16 protein-coding genes are annotated in these 17,041 nt (G+C 34.4%); 7 read left to right on the top strand and 9 right to left on the bottom strand.

The window, feature by feature from the left end:
* Positions 1-4: 4 nt before the first annotated feature.
* Both OPS21_RS00840 and OPS21_RS00835 read right to left on the bottom strand, forming a co-directional pair.
* The gene (locus tag OPS21_RS00840; protein WP_265027657.1) at positions 5-475 is read right to left on the bottom strand and encodes a hypothetical protein; all 471 of its coding nucleotides are present in this window, start codon (positions 473-475) and stop codon (positions 5-7) included.
* A 135-nt stretch (positions 476-610) separates the two neighbouring features.
* Complete coding sequence (locus tag OPS21_RS00835; protein ID WP_015587746.1) at positions 611-1,081, bottom strand: hypothetical protein; 471 nt, start codon at positions 1,079-1,081, stop codon at positions 611-613.
* A gap of 877 nt (positions 1,082-1,958) precedes the next feature.
* Between OPS21_RS00835 and OPS21_RS00830 the strand changes: the two genes are divergently transcribed.
* The 5 genes from OPS21_RS00830 to OPS21_RS00810 are packed head-to-tail and all read left to right on the top strand — an operon-like array spanning position 1,959 to position 7,078.
* Positions 1,959-2,450, top strand: coding sequence for a sigma-70 family RNA polymerase sigma factor (locus tag OPS21_RS00830; protein WP_264336334.1), 492 nt, complete (start codon positions 1,959-1,961; stop codon positions 2,448-2,450).
* A gap of 51 nt (positions 2,451-2,501) precedes the next feature.
* Positions 2,502-3,299 (top strand): ATP-binding protein, encoded by a 798-nt coding sequence (locus tag OPS21_RS00825; protein WP_077188248.1) that lies wholly within the window; start codon positions 2,502-2,504, stop codon positions 3,297-3,299.
* Positions 3,300-3,322: 23 nt separating this feature from the next.
* Positions 3,323-3,811 (top strand): hypothetical protein, encoded by a 489-nt coding sequence (locus OPS21_RS00820; RefSeq protein ID WP_015587751.1) that lies wholly within the window; start codon positions 3,323-3,325, stop codon positions 3,809-3,811.
* Positions 3,808-5,034 (top strand): AAA family ATPase, encoded by a 1,227-nt coding sequence (locus tag OPS21_RS00815; protein ID WP_265027656.1) that lies wholly within the window; start codon positions 3,808-3,810, stop codon positions 5,032-5,034. The genes OPS21_RS00820 and OPS21_RS00815 overlap by 4 nt, the downstream gene beginning before the upstream one ends.
* Positions 5,035-5,056: 22 nt before the next feature.
* Positions 5,057-7,078, top strand: coding sequence for an AAA family ATPase (locus OPS21_RS00810; protein ID WP_143689650.1), 2,022 nt, complete (start codon positions 5,057-5,059; stop codon positions 7,076-7,078).
* Between the two features lie 12 nt (positions 7,079-7,090).
* Here OPS21_RS00810 and OPS21_RS00805 read toward each other — a convergent pair whose 3' ends face one another.
* Together OPS21_RS00805 and OPS21_RS00800 are read right to left on the bottom strand one after the other, a co-directional pair.
* Positions 7,091-8,200, bottom strand: coding sequence for a hypothetical protein (locus OPS21_RS00805; protein ID WP_265027655.1), 1,110 nt, complete (start codon positions 8,198-8,200; stop codon positions 7,091-7,093).
* Positions 8,166-9,362, bottom strand: a complete 1,197-nt coding sequence (locus OPS21_RS00800; protein ID WP_265027654.1) for a hypothetical protein — start codon at positions 9,360-9,362, stop codon at positions 8,166-8,168. Before OPS21_RS00800 ends, OPS21_RS00805 begins: the two co-directional genes overlap by 35 nt.
* Before the next feature lie 312 nt (positions 9,363-9,674).
* On the opposite strand from OPS21_RS00800, the gene OPS21_RS00795 reads away from it, so the two are divergent.
* Together OPS21_RS00795 and OPS21_RS00790 are read left to right on the top strand one after the other, a co-directional pair.
* Positions 9,675-11,297 carry a recombinase family protein gene (locus OPS21_RS00795; RefSeq protein WP_264336340.1) on the top strand — a complete coding sequence of 541 codons (1,623 nt, stop codon included), beginning with the start codon at positions 9,675-9,677 and terminating at the stop codon, positions 11,295-11,297.
* A gap of 195 nt (positions 11,298-11,492) precedes the next feature.
* Positions 11,493-12,656 carry a hypothetical protein gene (locus OPS21_RS00790; protein WP_264336341.1) on the top strand — a complete coding sequence of 388 codons (1,164 nt, stop codon included), beginning with the start codon at positions 11,493-11,495 and terminating at the stop codon, positions 12,654-12,656.
* 24 nt (positions 12,657-12,680) lie between these two features.
* On the opposite strand, the gene OPS21_RS00785 is transcribed toward OPS21_RS00790, so the two are convergent.
* The 5 genes from OPS21_RS00785 to acpP form a co-directional block, all read right to left on the bottom strand.
* Entirely contained in the window at positions 12,681-12,845 is a 165-nt protein-coding gene (locus OPS21_RS00785) for a hypothetical protein (RefSeq protein WP_264336342.1), read from the bottom strand.
* 204 nt (positions 12,846-13,049) lie between these two features.
* Positions 13,050-13,892 (bottom strand): FAD-dependent thymidylate synthase, encoded by an 843-nt coding sequence (gene thyX / locus OPS21_RS00780; RefSeq protein ID WP_264336343.1) that lies wholly within the window; start codon positions 13,890-13,892, stop codon positions 13,050-13,052.
* 9 nt (positions 13,893-13,901) lie between these two features.
* On the bottom strand, positions 13,902-15,179 hold the full coding sequence (gene murA / locus OPS21_RS00775; RefSeq protein ID WP_264336344.1) for a UDP-N-acetylglucosamine 1-carboxyvinyltransferase: 1,278 nt from the start codon (positions 15,177-15,179) through the stop codon (positions 13,902-13,904).
* 225 nt (positions 15,180-15,404) lie between these two features.
* Entirely contained in the window at positions 15,405-16,667 is a 1,263-nt protein-coding gene (gene fabF, locus OPS21_RS00770) for a beta-ketoacyl-ACP synthase II (protein WP_264336345.1), read from the bottom strand.
* Between the two features lie 6 nt (positions 16,668-16,673).
* Positions 16,674-16,934 carry an acyl carrier protein gene (acpP, locus tag OPS21_RS00765; protein ID WP_007302173.1) on the bottom strand — a complete coding sequence of 87 codons (261 nt, stop codon included), beginning with the start codon at positions 16,932-16,934 and terminating at the stop codon, positions 16,674-16,676.
* Positions 16,935-17,041 lie beyond the last annotated feature (107 nt).

The raw sequence follows: 17,041 nt of genomic DNA, 5'->3' as shown, positions 1-17,041 counted from the left end.
TTTTTTATATTTGAAATTTAGTATTAGATAATTCTTGTAATGAGTTTGTAATCTCCTCAGTTAGCGCCATATGGATCTTTTCAGTGTCACTTAGTGATCCAAACAGCGCTGAAACTCTATCTGGAATATTGAGCAAATTATTACGGACAACTCTTGCTACGTTAAATGCTTCAGTTTTTACCTCTTCGATTGATACAAACTTGCCAACTTCAGCCTTCACTTTAGCTTCCAAAAGTTTACCCCGCTCCATTTCATTTTTTATTCGCGTTTTTAGCAATATCGTTGAAAGTGTTTCTCCGCGCTCTTTTCTCCTCAGTGGTTGACTTGGATCTCTTATTGCTGCTACCGCTTCATTTGCTTGTTCTCGGTCAATAAGTCCATCTTCCAGCTCAACTATTCCTTTTTTTACTAAAGAACAGACATATTGCCTCGAAAACCCTTTTTCCCTTGCCCATTCTGCTTGCGTAATTCTCACCTTTTTTTTCTCCTTATTTTAGCACTGCTCAGCTATAATTTCGTAAGTAGTTAACATTTGAAATATGTCTAACGCTAAAGAAGGCCCGAGGTCAGGACCACCAAATCCGCCAGCATGGCCGGAAGGACCCACTTTTTATGATATTTCCAACGTATTAAAATCTTTACTAAAATTCATAACATAGAACATTAATGCTAAAGAATCTGCTTCATTATCATCTGTTGGACAAAAACCCTTTTCCTGCACTGCTTCAATTACATCAGCTTTACTTGCATTGCCCTTGCCAGTTATAAAACGTTTAATAGTCTTAACCGAAACACCTTGATAGGGAATATTACTTTCTTCACACCAAGCAGAAAGGTGTGCTAAAAACCCTCCATAGATATGTGCAGCATCAGTTCCCAAGTGTCTTCTCACTTCTTCAAAGTATACAACTTCAATGCCTGGAAATTTATACTTAAGTGAATTAAGCCAATTACGAAAATTTAAAAACTGCATTCCACCACCACTAAACCTGCTAACATGAAAACTCTTACTTCCACTTTGCACTATTCCATCATTTAAAATAGTCCAGCCGGTTTGTTTGCCAAGATCTAGGGTGAGCATTTCCTTTCAATTGCCGAGTACATATATATACAAGATTTGAAAAAATTACGTCCAAAAAATCTTTAATTTTCGAAATTTAACAACTAACATAAAAACTCTTTTACAGCCAGTTTGTTTACCAAGCCTTTCAATTGTTGTGTACATATATATACAAGATTTGAAAAATTTTCGTCCAAAAAATCTTCAAATTTTTAGGAATTTTTTTTTATAATTCTCGAATTTGAAAACCTTCTAAACATGATTTTTCTACTTTTAGAGGTTTTTTTATTATTCTACTTTTATATTTTATATGTTTTTATATATGTGTATATTTTTATATATGTATTATATATATATATTATATATAAGGGTTTCAGGAAGCTAGAATCCTCCATATTGGCGGACTTCAGATATGCCGTTCCTAGGAACGGTTTTAGGAACGCATGGTGAAAACCAGCCATACAGGCTAATTCTAGATTCCTGCTTCCTAATTCCTGATTTAGGAAGCCAGTAATTAGGAACGGAACTTAAGGTTATAGAGAGCATACTTTTCAACTATTTTCCTCTTAAAAATTTAAGCTATTCTTTTAATAGCAAAATCCACATTTTTAGCTCTTTAGGTGATATTGAATTTCAAAATATGAAATTCTTATATGTTTTTAATATAACTTTAGGAAGCCTGAGCTACCCATTCTTAAAAATATTGAAATCCATTCAAAATAGGTTCCAAAAACCTGAACTGTATTATTTTAAATTGCATCAGTATTATTCTCAAAAAAAAACAATAGAATATCAATAGATTAAAAATTGCATCAGTATTATTTATTTTTGCTCCTGTCCTACATAAGGGCATTAATAACTTCCATCCTTAAAGCATTAATTTGTTTTAGGGAAAACCATGAAGTTAAAAAATATAGCTATAATTGTTAAAAACGTAAAATACCAAGCTTATAGACTGAAACTTGCTAAGTGCTTTATTGATGAGAATCATGAAGACCTTGAACAAGAACTCTTCTGTGAAATTTGGCCATGTCTTGATCAGTATGATGAAGACAAAAGTAGCTTTAACACCTTTGTAGCAAGATTAACTGAAAATAAAGCTATTAACTTGCTAAAGAAACAGCGATGTGCAAAACGTGATATCAACAATTACATTAGTATTGATGTAACAGAGCTATTTGAGGGTGAAATAACAAAACGCATTGATGTAGACTATATGATCTCGGTTTTACCAAAGGAATGGCAAAATATATGTGAGCAACTTAAATTTTTTAACTTACATGAAGTTGCCAAAATGAACAACGTTTCAAGAACCACTTTAAACAATATTATCAAGAAGATACGTGCCAAACTTTCTCCTATTTACTACGAAGGCAAAAAGAAAAATTGAACAAAATTTTTGCCTTTCTTGTATATATATACATCGTAGCATGGATAAATAATGGTTCTTAAAATTTTGAATAATAATGAAAGATTGCAAACAATATCAACTGTAAAAATGGTCATCTTTGGTCCTTATGGTATTGGTAAAACAAGTCTCCTAAAGACCGTAGATGAACCAACACTTTGCCTTGATTTTGAAGCAGGGCTTCTTGCTGTTCAAGATTGGCAAGGAGATTCAATTAGTCTTCGCACTTGGAATGAAGCTAGAGATATTGCTTGTCTTATAGGGGGGCCTAATCCTGCGCTGAAGTATGATCAAGCATATAGCCAAAGACACCATGAACATGTATCTGGTAAGTACAAAGATCTTTTCCCTGAGTTTTCTAAATACCGATGCATCTTTGTAGATAGTATAACCGTTGCTTCACGTTTATGTCTATTATGGGCAAAAATGCAACCTGAAGCTTTTTCTGAGAGATCGGGAAAACAGGACATGAGAGCTGCATATGGATTACTTGCTCAGGAAATGATGGCTTGGCTCAATCAATTTCAACACATCAGAGACAAAGACATCATCATAGTTGGCACTTTAGGTCAATATCTCGATGATTTCAATCGTCCAATTTGGCTACCTCAATGCGAAGGGACTAAAACTGCTAGTGAGATTCCTGGAATAGTTGATGAAGTAATCAGTATGGTTGGAATCAAGAGAGATGATGGAACGGAGAAACGCTCTTTTGTTTGCCACACTTTAAACCCTTGGGGATACCCAGCTAAAGACCGCAGTGGACGCCTGAGTATGGTTGAAGAACCGCATTTAGGCAAGCTGCTTACAAAGATTAAAAGCAAGTTTTAAAATTTAAACATGGAGAGTGATATATGTTACAAAACCTATTAACTGATTTTAACACTGTAAAACCGCAAAGTAGATTGATACCAAAAGGTACAATAGTAAAGGTAAAAATGACAATCAAGCCTGGAGGTTATGAGCATTGGTTTACTAAAAGCCCCACTACCGGTAGCATTTATTTAAATACAGAATTTACCGTTATTGAAGGCCCATACGCAAAGCACAAAATTTATCAAATAATTGGTATTAAAAGTAGTAAAGCAGAAGATACTTGGGGAGAAATGGGTCGTTCTATGCTTCGCAGTATCTTGGAATCGGCACGTGACATTCATCCACATGATAACTCAGAAAATGCAATCCTTGCTCGTAAGTTAAATTCAGTTGCAGAATTAAATGGCTTAGAGTTTACAGTAAAGGTAGGTGTTATAACTGATGAATATGGAGAGAAGAACAAAATTGCCTCGGTAGTTACTCCAGAATACCGCAAAAATTATGAAATTGACAGAGTACCATTTTGAAGTACGACGAGGAAAAGCTTTGGTCTGCTGTCGTTACTAGAGGTATTCAGGACGCAGTAGGAAAAAACCCAAAGCTAAGAGAAGAAGCAATTAATTGGCTGAATTCAAAATCTTTTGAAACTGTTTGTGAGCTAGCTAATCTCAACTTTACACGTATGAAAAATATGTATGGGAATTTTATGTCTAAAAAGCAAAAAGAGTTAAAGATGTTATTGATTGATAATATCAAGGAGTGTGTTTCTTACCTACTTCCAAATGGTGAGTTTTACCGAGAAAAAACTTATATTGGAGACTTAAATGGAAATACAATTACAGTTAAAATAGTAGGTAAGGAAGCTGGTGATTGGCGTAATTTTACTGAAGGAACTGGTGGTGATATTATTGATCTTTGGATTTTAATTAAGGGTGATATATATTCTGCTAGAAAGTGGCTCAATAAAAAATCAAAGAGTGGAGAAAAAAAAGGGGGGAAAAGAGAAGAAAAAATATTTTCTGTAAAGCAGTACTTAAGTGATCAATCACCAATACCAGAAGATATAATAGCTCCACGAATTCTCACTCCAGGTGGTCTTTTAGTCATTGGTGGTACGCCAAAGGTTGGCAAAAGTTATTTTCTTCTCTCTTTGCTTGCACATCTTGCAGCAGGAGTGTCGTTTCTTAAGATGAAGTCAGCAAGACCGCTAAAAATAGTCTATCTGCAAAATGAGATGGAGTACAATTACATCAGAGAACGTATACAACAAATCATAACTAATCAAAGGCTGCCAAATCTAGCAGAGGAAAACTTGATTGTTACTACAAAGATGAGATTAACTTTAAATGATGAAGGTATAGAGAGAATAAAAGATATAATAGGAGAAAAATTTAAAACGATAGATCTTATCGTTTTGGATTCTCTTGACTATGAAAATATGTTTTCTGGCCTGCAAAGCAGAATAGAAAAATTACGTTCTATAATTAATCCTATGGCTGGAATCATTATTACACGTCATACCAGAAAAGTATCCACAGCTACACTCGCAAAAAGTCCTTTTCAAGCTTTAATTGGTGCTAATGCTTTAAGAAGTTTTTATACATCTGGTATGGTAATGTTTCAACCAAATAAACGTGCAAATATCTTGCAAGTAGTATATGAGCTAAGAAACGGTAAATCAATACCAGCAAAATTCATTAGCAGAGTAAATGGGCGTTGGCAGAACTCTAAAATTATAGCTACGGCTTAATTTATCCACAAAAACCGACACTATGCTAGAGCTAAAAACTCAGCTTTTGCAAAACATCAGATCTTGTCTTTTTCATCTTTTACCAAGAGGGACATTTCGTGGTGATAAGTTTTATGTAGGTGATGTACAGGGTAACAAGGGCAAAAGTACTGTAATAGAGTTAACAGGCGAAAGAGCCGGATTATGGAAAGATTTTGCAACTGGAGAAGGTGGTGACATTATTGATCTTTGGGCAACGGTACACGGGAAGAATGCGAGAATAGAGTTTCCTGAAGTAATGCTCTCAATAAGTGAATGGCTTGGAAAAACCAACTTCAAAGAACAGAGAAATTTAGAACAATACTTAACTTGTAGTTGGAACTACTACGATGAAAATAACCAATTGATTGTAATAGTCTACCGTTATGATCCTCCTTTAGAGAAAAAACAGTTTAAACCATTTGATGTTAAAAAACAAAGATTCAAAGAGCCAGAAATAAGGCCACTCTACAACATTCCAGGTATTTTAAAATCTGATAAGGTTGTTCTGGTTGAAGGAGAAAAATGCGCAGAAGCACTTATAGAGAAAGGAATAACTGCAACAACAGCAATGTTTGGAGCAAATGCGCCTATTGATAAAACGGATTGGACTCCGCTTAAGGGCAAGCATATTATTATTTGGCCAGACAACGATGAAGCAGGTAATAAATATACCAAAAACGCTGAAAAGAGACTTTTAGAACTTGGTGTTGCATCACTTGCTACGCTTAAGATTCCACCGAATAAACCAAAGAGTTGGGATGCTGCTGATTGTGTGTTAGAGGGAATAAATATTGAAGAATTTATCGAAAAAAACTCAAGAAAAATAATTATTAAACCACCACTTGATATTTTTAGCTGGAGCGTAGAGCGTTTTGTAGGCCCAGTACCAAAGCAAAGATTCTTGGTTGAAGGATTATTTCCTTTGGGTGTAACCTCCATTTTGGCTGCAATGGGAGATACAGGCAAAGGTATGCTACTTCTTGACCTAGCCCTCAAGGTTGCAGGTAGCATAGATCAGGTATGCGGATTTGGTCCACTTGTTACTGAACATGGATCTGTGGTGGTATTTTCTGCGGAGGATGATACAAATGAAATACATCGTCGCTTAGAACGACTTGATCCAAAATGCGAGAGATTGAAATATAAAGGTAGGCTATTTATTGTACCATTACCAAACATCGGAGGATCTCTTACCATACTTAAGAACGTTCGCGGTAAAGTTGTAGAAATCTCTCCAGAATTTGAGTCGGTAATGAAGCAGCTGAGCAGGATAAAGGATTTAAAGCTCATTATATTTGATCCCCTTGCTTCTTTCATTCATGCAGATTTAAATGCTGATCCAGCAGTAGGGGATTATCTCATGTGTTTATTATCTGATTTAGCATGTAGCACTGGAGCTTCAATAATTACTGCACATCATATGAGAAAGCTGAAGGGAGAAAAGCCTATATCAACAGTAGAGCAAGCACGAGATGCTATTCGAGGCACTTCTGCTCTCGTAAATGGAGTCAGGTGTTCTTTTGCTTTTTGGCCTGTTGAAGATATGACTAAACCAATGATTTTTAGGTCAATTGGAAAAATCCCAAGACAAAATGCACTATTTTATGGAGCTGTTGTTAAAGCAAATGGCCTGGCTGATCGTACCATACGCACTTACCTAAGAAATGAAGAAACAGGGCTATTGGAAGACATCACTGAACAATTAAAAGCTCAAAATATTAGCGATAAAGATCTTAAAATATATCTTATTGATTCAATTGCGCGAGCTGCTATTTCAGGACATCCATTTACTCACACAGGAAGTGCAGGAATACATAAACAACGACATAGACTGCCTGAAGTTTTTCATAGTATGGGAAGAGATAGATTAGAGCGTATAGTGCAAGAGCTTTTACAGGCAAAGCAAATAGTTAAAGGAATGGCTAATGGTTCAAAAGAGGATAAATGGCTCGATATTAAAACAGGACCATTTGCACGTGGAGTGGGAAAATTTATTCATGGAGCTGAAAAAAACTATTTTTGATAACAAAAAACTCTATTTTTTTATAGTCAAAGTAAAAGGGTTAATACGATAACCATGTGATGATCTTTGCCAACCAAGGGTTTGTATTACATCATCACGTTCAATACTTAATCCTAATCTCTCAGCAAGTGTAGTTTTGATTGTTCTTTGCATTTTATTTAATGGTTTTCTGATTTGATGTTCTAAATCTGCTTCTAAACTAAGTCCCAAGAGTTTTTCTAACTGATTAATATTGAGAAGTGTATGTTTTTCAGGTGGTAATTCTTTTTCACAGTCATGTAAAAATTGCTTGAACAATATTCGAAAAATATTAAGACATGACACAGCTTTTTTATTTATAACTTCAACGCTATTAACATATACCATACCTTTAACTACCTGTAACTCCAAAAGCTTTGTTGGTATAATTGGTTCAACACGTTTAAGCGAAATATATGAAGCTGGTAAAACTTGCAAAGAAGTATTTTCTACTACCTCTGGTACTCCTCTTTTAGCTGCTTCTTGAAATATCTCAGTTAAAGTCTTAAGCTGACAAAACAGTTCTACCATTCGCACTACATATAGGCTCAATAATAGATTCGGTATATCTTTTTTTAGAGTAATGAGAACTGTTGGATGGACTCTAAGTTTATCTATAGTTAGAAATATTGCATCAGTACAAAAATCAAGGATTATTAGATTTACAGTACGACCTTGATTACAAACATAATAAACTCCTTTTTCCACTTTTTCCCACATAAGTCTTGAATCATTCAACTTTGTTTCAAACCAGTCTATGATTTTCTCTATATTTAAGTATATGGATAAGAGATGAAATCTCTGTTTTTTATAAGTATTAGGCAAAATATGACGAGAACAGTTTTCACAAATAGCGTCATCACATGCTTCATCAAAGTCTGAATCGATAAAAATCTCATTGCTACAACTTGGATCAACCACATTTGGCCAATCAAGATAATCCTCTTCACAAGAGCAAACAATATAATACCTTTCTTGCATTTTTATCAATCCAAGATCGAATAAGTATCTTGCTGCTTTAATGTGATTTTGACTTGGATTAACCCAAGAACTATTTGAACTTAAAAGATCAGCAATTTGCTCGTGAAAGGATTTTAAGACCATAAGATTGTTCCATATGTTTCTTCAGGTCCTCTCTTTCTTTTTTATTGAGCGGATGCTCTGAATAATAAATTTCCCCACTTGATTTGAAAGAAAATGTTACCTTTTTGTTTTGGAACATTACTTTAGCTGATTGAATAGATTGTAGTATGTTGCCAATAGCTGGCTTTAAAATATGTAACTCTGGTGCAATAGGATCATACGGCTTTACACTTAAAGTAAGATATGTATTACTATTTTTAAAATAATCTGACTTAAAATTTAACTCAAATATACAAATATTAGGATCAGAACCCTCTATACATGCTTGAAGGAATTTATGCACTTGTAGTAGAAAGTTCTTATCCTGTATATTTACAAAAGTACATTCGCAGTTAAAATAACCACTTACAATACTATTTGCTATTTCCACAGCTTTATTGGTATTTTTAGCACAGAGATTAACCTTTGTACCATCAATCGAAAAATCTAAAATCATCCACTCAGGTTTATGACCATGAACAACTTTGTTTGAATTAAGCAGTAAATCCATGTCACTTCCTCGACGTACAAACATATATATCCGATCTTGATGATGGAAAAAACCCTGCAATTGGTTTTCAAACTTCAGTATCTGCTCTACAGCTTCTTGTGACATAAACTCTTTAAATGAAGTATTTATTTGTCTTGGTGATTTCTGTAGAGCAAATGATACGAAACCTTTCTTTTGTACTTTATCAAAGTGATAGACAGATTTTAGAAGTTCACAATTTATGTGAAACAGTAAAAATAACAAGGATCTTTTGTCATACTTAGTATTATTTTTTATCAGGTACGATCTCATTAACTCTTGAGTGAGGGCAAATCTTGCTACTTCACTAACTGTAGCTTCAAGTTTTGTACGATCAAAGTGGCTAATGAGATAATAGTTAAAAAGAGAGTCAGAGTAATTAGCAAGTATCTTACGTTTTTGTTGAGTGGATCTATCATCATAACCTCCATCTTGAAAAAGCTGTCCATTTAAATGATTTTTAAAGCAATGCTGAAAAATGATGCTCAGTTGCTTACCAGAAAGGGAGTCAAGCCAGGATTGGCGTATCTTTGAATCTTGAAAGCGATCTAGTAAAAGATTAACGGGAACTTCTAAATCACTCTCCCAGAATTCGTAACTTGGATGAACATTCATAACACACTAAATAAGCTATATTATACATAATATGACAATTCGAGCAAAGATTTTTTGGACATAATTTCTTCAAATCTTGTATATTTAATTAAGGAGAATTTGTGTGAACTAGATAGCTTTCTTAAATAAGGTGTGCATTGATTTAGTTTAATAGAAGTCTCCTAACCTATAAAAAAATTCACAGGAAGAAAAACATGCAAAAAGGAGAGTTGGCTATTTATTGGGGTTATAAGCCTAATCGATTGGCAGATACATATCTAGCAGATGCTTATGAACAATTATTGAAATGTAAAACAAAGGAGGTAGAAGAAAATGACAACCGTAAGCTTGTATGCAAGAGTTTCATCAAGACAACAGGCACAGGAGAATACGATAGAGAGTCAGATTGTAGAATTGGAGCGTCGCATTGGTAGTGATGGACATGAGTTATTAGATGAGCATAAGTTTGTCGATAATGGTTATAGTGGATCAAATTTAGAACGTCCTGGCTTAGAAAATTTACGTGATAGAGTAGCAGAAGGTAAGATTGATAAGATATACATTCATTCACCTGATCGGCTATCACGGAAATCTGCATACCAAGCGCTCTTACTCGAAGAATTTAGAAAAGCAGGATCAGAGGTTATTTTTCTAAACCACAAATTTGAGGATAACCCAGAATCTAATATGTTTTTAGGAATTCAAGGATTAGTAGCAGAGTATGAGCGTGCAAAAATTATGGAACGTAATCGCAGGGGAAAACTTCATGCAGCTAAAACTGGTCGCATAAGCGTAATGAGTAATGCACCTTATGGTTATCGCTACATAGCAAAACATGTAGGTGAAGGAAGTGCTCAGTTTGAAATTAATCAAGAAGAAGCAGATGTAGTGTGCAAAATATTTAATTGGATTGGCCAAGAAAGAGTAAGCATCAATGAAGTTATACGTAGACTTAGCGAGATACCAGTAATAACACAAACAGGAAAAGAACATTGGAAAAGAAGTACTATCTGGAAAATGTTAAGAAATCCTGCTTATATAGGACGAGCAGCTTATGGTAAAACTAAGGCATGCTCGAAACCACAAGTAAGGAAATCAAAAAAAGGAACTTGTGGTAGACTCAAAAATGGTCATTTTAGTAATGATAAAGAGAACTGGATTTATGTTTCAGTGCCAAAAATAATCAGTGATAATTTATTTGATTCAGTGCAAGTACAGCTAACTGAAAATAGACAAAGAGCAAGAGTACGGGAAAGAAAAGAAACGTTTTTGTTGCGGAGTTTAACAGTATGTCAGCGCTGCCAATATACTTATTGTGGTGCATATAGTAGAAATAAGCGGTATTCTTACTACCGTTGCTCTGGCTGCAGGTTTAATGGTAACAGAGTATGTGACAATAAAGCAATACGTACTGATGTACTTGATACAGTTATATGGGAAGAAGTTAAGAGTATATTAAAAGAGCCAGATAGGATTGCAAATGAATATCAACGTAGATTGTCAGAGAACAAAAAACCTTTGCATAATCAAACACGTGAAAAGCAAGAAAGTAAGCTAAGATTAAGTATCAAAAAATTTATTGATAGCTATTCTAAAGGGTTTATAAGCCAAGAAGAATTTGAACCAAGAATTACAACAATGAAACAGCATTTGAAAGAAATTGAGGAGGAAAAAGAAAAAGTACTTGATCAAAAGAAATTACAACAAGAATTGAGCCTTGTTACAGATAGCTTGAAAAACTTTTCCTCAAGTGTTGAATCAAAACTTGATCTGGTAGATTGGCAGACTAAACAAAATATTATTAGAATGTTAATTCATCAAATTGAAATCAATCACAATCACTTGTATATAGTATTTCGCATAAAAAGTCTTGCAAATTTTGATCAAAATAGCCATAATAAAATTATGCAATGTTGTACTAGGAGTTCCGACACTGGGATCCAGTTTTTCATATAATCTCATCACAAACGTTTTAAGACCAATACCCAATTTAGAATCAAAATTCCTGGATTCCAGTGTTAAGCACTGACCATCCACTATGTAATTTACTTTTTTATATAATAAATAGTACTAATTTACTAATATATTAATTGACAAGTGGTGTAGGTTATACTATTATTAAGATATATAGTTAATATCTTAATAATCAATATGCCAAAATATGTTAATCGCATTGCTCAATCTATTGTATTAAAAGTCTATACTGATAAAAAACATCCTAGAATTAGATTGTTTTTTAAAACTAAGAATGGAAAAATTGAACAAGCATTTTCAAAGGAAGAAATTGCGGATTTTTTAAATAAATTTGACACCATAAGGAAGCACAAAATGGCTATCAGCAAAAACATAGAACGTGGTATCATTAAAAACATAAAAAGTATACGTAAAGAAAATGGTAGATATGTGTATAAAGCACCAAGTTTATCAGCTGAAAGACAATATAATAAATTATTTGAAAGTGAGCAAGCCATTCAATTTGATTTGAATAATTGCATGTCAGATAGTATATCTAAAATTGTACAATTAAAAGATAGATTTGAAGAAGTTTTAAGTTTTGATCCCAAAGAAGGGTTATGTCACTCATTAAATTACCTTATTACTTTTATGAAATTAGAGAATAGGCAAGATTTTGTTGGATTTTGCAAGTCTGGTAATATTATATCTGAACAAGATTTTATGAATTATATTAATGGAAAAAAAGAACAAACGATTAAGTTATTAATGATGCAGTTTTTATCGCAATTCTTACCTATTATTGATGTTCAGGGCATTAAAAGGCGAGAAGGAGATCCATTTTATTATGATGAGATAATATATAAGCAATTATGTAACGATCTATCTTCAACAAAAGTATGGGTCTATACTAACCAAGAACAAATCAAACGTTTCTTAAATGATGTGAAGATAGGATGCTACTTAGAATTTAGTTATTTTTGCTATGCTTGTAATGAAGAAGATGTCATTAAGGATGAGGGGCATTCTATGTTGGTGTATAAAGCAGAGAATGATAAATACATATTTTTTGACCCTAATAAAGGAGCGGTTGGCTTTTGTCCTGATACAGGAGCTGCTAATTTTACATTAGAGGAAGTTTGTAGGGTAATGGAACTTGCTGTAAACCATTATTCATATGATATGTATGTTGAAAATTTTGCAGATTATTGCGAAGTTCATATTGGACTTAGAAATGCAACACTGATTTCAAAGAAAGCTGAAAAACTTTATGAAACAACAGAAAGAACAAATTCAAAAATAATTGATATATCAGTTGATAAAGGAATTAATAAATTGTTGCTCACACCTGCAAGTCTGTAAGTGGACATAACTTGATCTTAAGGACTAGATTCCAGTATCAAGTACTGACCATCTACTATGTAATTTACTTTCAAAAATAAATGTTCCAGTGGTTTCATCTGCTGTCATGCCAGTGTTTCCTTCTCCTGTCATGCCAGCGTTTTCCTCTCCTGTCATCCCAGTGCCCTGACACTGGGATCCAGTGTTCATATAATCTCATCAAAAACGTGTATTTTAATTTAAGACCAATACCCAATTTAGAATCAAAATTCCTGGATTCCAGTGTCAAGCACTGGAATGACATCGTTTACTATGCAAATTGCCACAATGTTCGTACAGCTATGACTGGTTTGGGTTTTGTACAGCTATCCTGCAAACGCTATGTAAATAACAACTATACATTTATCTTCAAGATTATTTACCAAGTATAGACATCAACTCATCCCATTCTCTTTTACCAATGCCACTTTCTTCTCTCGTAACATTTTCTCCTTTTATTAATCTGCGAATTATCTCAAGACCAGTTTTTGAAATGCAGGCTGATTTTAAGGAGTATTCAATGAAAGCATTATAGGCCAGCGGAACCCATTTCTTTACTATGTCCAGCATAACTTCTGCATAGACTCTAATTTCATATTGGGCGTGCTTATCAGCTCTAAGCCTTAAAAAGTGAAGAAGGTTGTGTAAATCTATTTTCCAATAAAACTGAGTATAGTAATTAAGTGTTAGATTAGTTCGGGCAATTTCTCTTGCAAGGCCCTGTTCAATAAATTTCTCATAATGAGAATATACTAAATTAGAATCATTTATTAGAGAATCTATTATTTCTTTTGAAGTACTTGAGTCAAAAGCTTCACCGCTGCCTTGTTTATTATTATCAGATTGTTTTGCAACCTGTTCTGGTATATAAAATTCATTATCAAGTATCGAATACCTTCCGGAATATTCATTCACATTTGCAGTTCTGTGTCTTATCCACTGTCTTGCAATAAAAATTGGAAGTTTCACGTGAAACTTAATTTCACACATTTCAAATGGAGTTGTATGATGATGTCTCATCAAATATTTTATAAGCGCTTCATCTTGATTTATCTGTTTTGTTCCTTTTCCATAAGAAACACGAGCAGCTTGAACTATGGCGCTATCAGAGCCCATATAATCAATTACTCGAACAAATCCATGATCTAACACCTTATGTTCTTCGTATAGAATGTCATCTATTTCTTTTACTGTAGCTCGCTTAGTTGTCTCATTCATAATATATCCTCAAGATGAAACGAAAATATCAGCCCCGCATGAATTGAGTTTTTCGTGCATTGCTTCATAGCCTCTCCATAAATGATGTGAGTTATTTATTGTAGTTTCTCCTTTAGCTACCAAAGAAGCGAGAATTAAAGCTGCTGTTGACCTTAAGTCATTAGCATGCAGATTAGCTCCAGATAAGCTCTTTATTCCACTTATAGTAGCTTTATTTTTTTCGATGCTGATATTAGCACCTAATTTTCTTAGCTCATTTGCATGTGCAAATCTACTTTCAAAAACGTTCTCTTCAATGATTGATATTCCACCTGCAATTGACATAGCAGACATTAGTTGTGGTTGCATATCACTGGGAAAGTTGGGATATGGATTTGTTGCAACGTGAGCAGATTTAATAGAGCCATTTTTTCTAGAAATAATAATACCATCATCATGTAACTCAACTCTGGCTCCTATAGTCTTCAATTCATTTGCAATACATTCTATATCAGACAAACTTACTCCTTCTAACTTTAGCTCGCCGTCGGTAATGACAGCAGCCAAAGCATAAGTACCGGCCTCTATCCGATCTGGTATGATTGTGTGGACACATCCGTTTAATTCATCAACGCCTTCTATTGTGATTTTTGTGTTGTTAACTTCAATATTGGCACCCATTTTTTTTAGAAACTCTATTAAATCAAGAACTTCCGGCTCCGTTGCGGCATTGTTTATTGTTGTTACTCCTTCTGCAAGTGTTGCTGCCATGATTATGTTTTCTGTTGCGCCAACACTTACTTTTTCAAATGTTATTTCTTTGCCTTGCAATTTTCCCTTTGTTGTTGCAGTTATATTACAGCTATCAATTTCAATTTTAGCTCCCATTGCTTCAAGTGCCTTGATATGAATGTCAACAGGACGTTTTCCAATATTACATCCACCAGGAAATACTGTTGAAACTCTACCAAATCTGCTGAGCATTGGACCTAGCATTAAAAAAGATGCTCGCAGTCTGCTTGCAATTTCATGTGATATTAAATGGTTATTGATATTGCTACAGTCAATTTCCAAAGTATGATTTGCTTTATAGTCTTTATTGCATATAAAATTTACTTCTGCACCAAGACTCTTAAGCAGCTCAGACATCAAATGCACGTCAATTAAATCAGGTACGTTATGCAAAGTTATTGAAGAATTACTAAACAAGCTTGCCGCCATTATTGGCAAGACGGCATTCTTTGAACCATTAATCTTGATTTTTCCAATCAAGGGCTTATGGTTACTTCTTACTAATATTTTATGCATTTAATCAAGCGATAGAACTTATCAAGTAAGTATAATAGGTTAGCGGTAAAAGGCAAAATTTTGCTTTTTCTTCTTCTGTCATTCAAGTAGCTGACACTGGGATCCATTTCTTCATCATCAAAATGTTATATTTCAACATTACTTTTATGCTGACCAATTTAACTGGATTCCAGTTTCAGCTACTCGAATAACATTTTCGTAGTCGATTCAAAATAGCATAATTAACTACACCTTTCCAAAGATGAGAGACGCGTTGGTACCACCAAAACCAAATGAATTAGAAAGCGCATATTGAATTTTATGCTCTTGAGCTTTAAGTGGTACAAAATTTAAATCACACCCTTCTGAAGGTTTGTGTAGGTTTAAAGTTGGTGGAACAATTCCATTGTTTAATGCAAGGATACTAAATATTGCTTCAACACTTCCTGCGGCACCAAGTAAATGTCCTATAGAAGATTTAGTCGAGGAAACAGGTATTTTATAGGCATAGTCACCGAATAACTGCTTCATTGCTATTACTTCAACTTTATCCCCAAGTGTTGTTGAAGTCCCATGTGCATTGATATACCCAATTTGACTTGGGCTTACTTGTGCACTCCTTAAAGCAAGTTCCATTGCCTTCAGTGCGCCTCTTCCTTCTGGATGTGGTGCTGTGATGTGGTGCGCATCTCCTGTGAGTCCATATCCAGTGAGTTCTGCATATATTTTTGCTTCCCTTTTTTTTGCATGTTCATATTCTTCCAGAACTAATATACCTGCCCCTTCGCCCATGACAAATCCATCGCGTTCTTCGTCCCATGGCCTTGAGGCCTCTTCAGGCTTATCATTGAATTTAGTTGATAGCGCCTTCATCGATGCAAAACCTGCAATTCCAACTCTGCATAACGCACTTTCTGCTCCGCCTGCAATCATAATGTCAGCTTCACCGAGTTTTATAGCTCTTGCTGAGTTTATAATCGCATGCGCACCTGTTGCACATGCAGTAACCGCTGAGTCATTTGGACCTATAAATTCGTATTTAATAGAAATATGACCAGATATCAAATTTATTAGACTTGCAGGAACAAAAAATGGGCTAACACGTCTAGGCCCCTTCTCCTGCATGGTAATTACATTTTCCTGAATTGATGGAAGACCACCTATACCAGAACCAATAGCTACACCTATTCGCTCTTTATTAATATTTTTATTTTCCAAAATTAGTGAATCTTCTACTGCCTGAACAGCTGCTGCAATTCCGTAGTGAATAAAACGATCTGTTCTTTTTAGGTCTTTTTCAGAAATATAATCTAGCGGATTAAAACAGCTTTCAGCGTTGTAGGATACCTGTCCTGCAACCCTGCAAGCAAGATCAGAAGAGTTGAACCTATCTGTACTGATTGCTTTTATGCCAGATTTACCTTCTTTCAGCTTTAACCAGGTGTTATTAACATCTGCTGCTAGTGGAGTAATTAAGCCAACACCGGTAACTACTACTCTTTTGCTCATTCAACATCAATTGTTTGCTTTGTTTACTACATATTCAACTATCTGTTCCATAGTTTCCATTTTTTGCGCATCTTCATCAGGAATCTCTATACCAAATTCTTCTTCAGCTGCCATGATTATTTCAACTGCATCTAAACTATCTGTGCCATGGTCTGAAAGCTTTGAAGAACTACTAAATCCCTCTACATCCTTACTGATGTGCTCTAGTATAATCTTCTTTACTTTTTCTTCTATATCTTCTCTAGTGCTTTTTGCCAATTCGTTCATTTCTTACTAAAAAATAACCTATTCTCTGATGTTATAAGAAATTTTGATGTTTGCAATAGCTTTTATGATTATATAAACTATTAAAAACTTCCTATCTCTTAGCACTC

Origin of the sequence: Wolbachia endosymbiont (group B) of Chorthippus parallelus (genome assembly GCF_947251815.1) — a bacterium.
Taxonomy (GTDB): domain Bacteria; phylum Pseudomonadota; class Alphaproteobacteria; order Rickettsiales; family Anaplasmataceae; genus Wolbachia.
This window is presented reverse-complemented; position numbering and strand designations above follow the sequence as displayed.

Excerpts from the sequence above, each read along its gene's own strand:
- OPS21_RS00835 (WP_015587746.1), bottom strand. The coding sequence starts at position 1,081 with ATGCTCACCCTAGATCTTGGCAAACAAACCGGCTGGACTATTTTAAAT.
- OPS21_RS00830 (WP_264336334.1), top strand. The coding sequence starts at position 1,959 with ATGAAGTTAAAAAATATAGCTATAATTGTTAAAAACGTAAAATACCAA.
- OPS21_RS00825 (WP_077188248.1), top strand. The coding sequence starts at position 2,502 with ATGGTTCTTAAAATTTTGAATAATAATGAAAGATTGCAAACAATATCA.
- OPS21_RS00820 (WP_015587751.1), top strand. The coding sequence starts at position 3,323 with ATGTTACAAAACCTATTAACTGATTTTAACACTGTAAAACCGCAAAGT.
- OPS21_RS00810 (WP_143689650.1), top strand. The coding sequence starts at position 5,057 with ATGCTAGAGCTAAAAACTCAGCTTTTGCAAAACATCAGATCTTGTCTT.
- OPS21_RS00805 (WP_265027655.1), bottom strand. The coding sequence starts at position 8,200 with ATGGTCTTAAAATCCTTTCACGAGCAAATTGCTGATCTTTTAAGTTCA.
- OPS21_RS00800 (WP_265027654.1), bottom strand. The coding sequence starts at position 9,362 with ATGAATGTTCATCCAAGTTACGAATTCTGGGAGAGTGATTTAGAAGTT.
- OPS21_RS00795 (WP_264336340.1), top strand. The coding sequence starts at position 9,675 with ATGACAACCGTAAGCTTGTATGCAAGAGTTTCATCAAGACAACAGGCA.
- OPS21_RS00790 (WP_264336341.1), top strand. The coding sequence starts at position 11,493 with ATGCCAAAATATGTTAATCGCATTGCTCAATCTATTGTATTAAAAGTC.
- OPS21_RS00785 (WP_264336342.1), bottom strand. The coding sequence starts at position 12,845 with ATGAACACTGGATCCCAGTGTCAGGGCACTGGGATGACAGGAGAGGAA.
- thyX (WP_264336343.1), bottom strand. The coding sequence starts at position 13,892 with ATGAATGAGACAACTAAGCGAGCTACAGTAAAAGAAATAGATGACATT.
- murA (WP_264336344.1), bottom strand. The coding sequence starts at position 15,179 with ATGCATAAAATATTAGTAAGAAGTAACCATAAGCCCTTGATTGGAAAA.
- fabF (WP_264336345.1), bottom strand. The coding sequence starts at position 16,667 with ATGAGCAAAAGAGTAGTAGTTACCGGTGTTGGCTTAATTACTCCACTA.
- acpP (WP_007302173.1), bottom strand. The coding sequence starts at position 16,934 with ATGAACGAATTGGCAAAAAGCACTAGAGAAGATATAGAAGAAAAAGTA.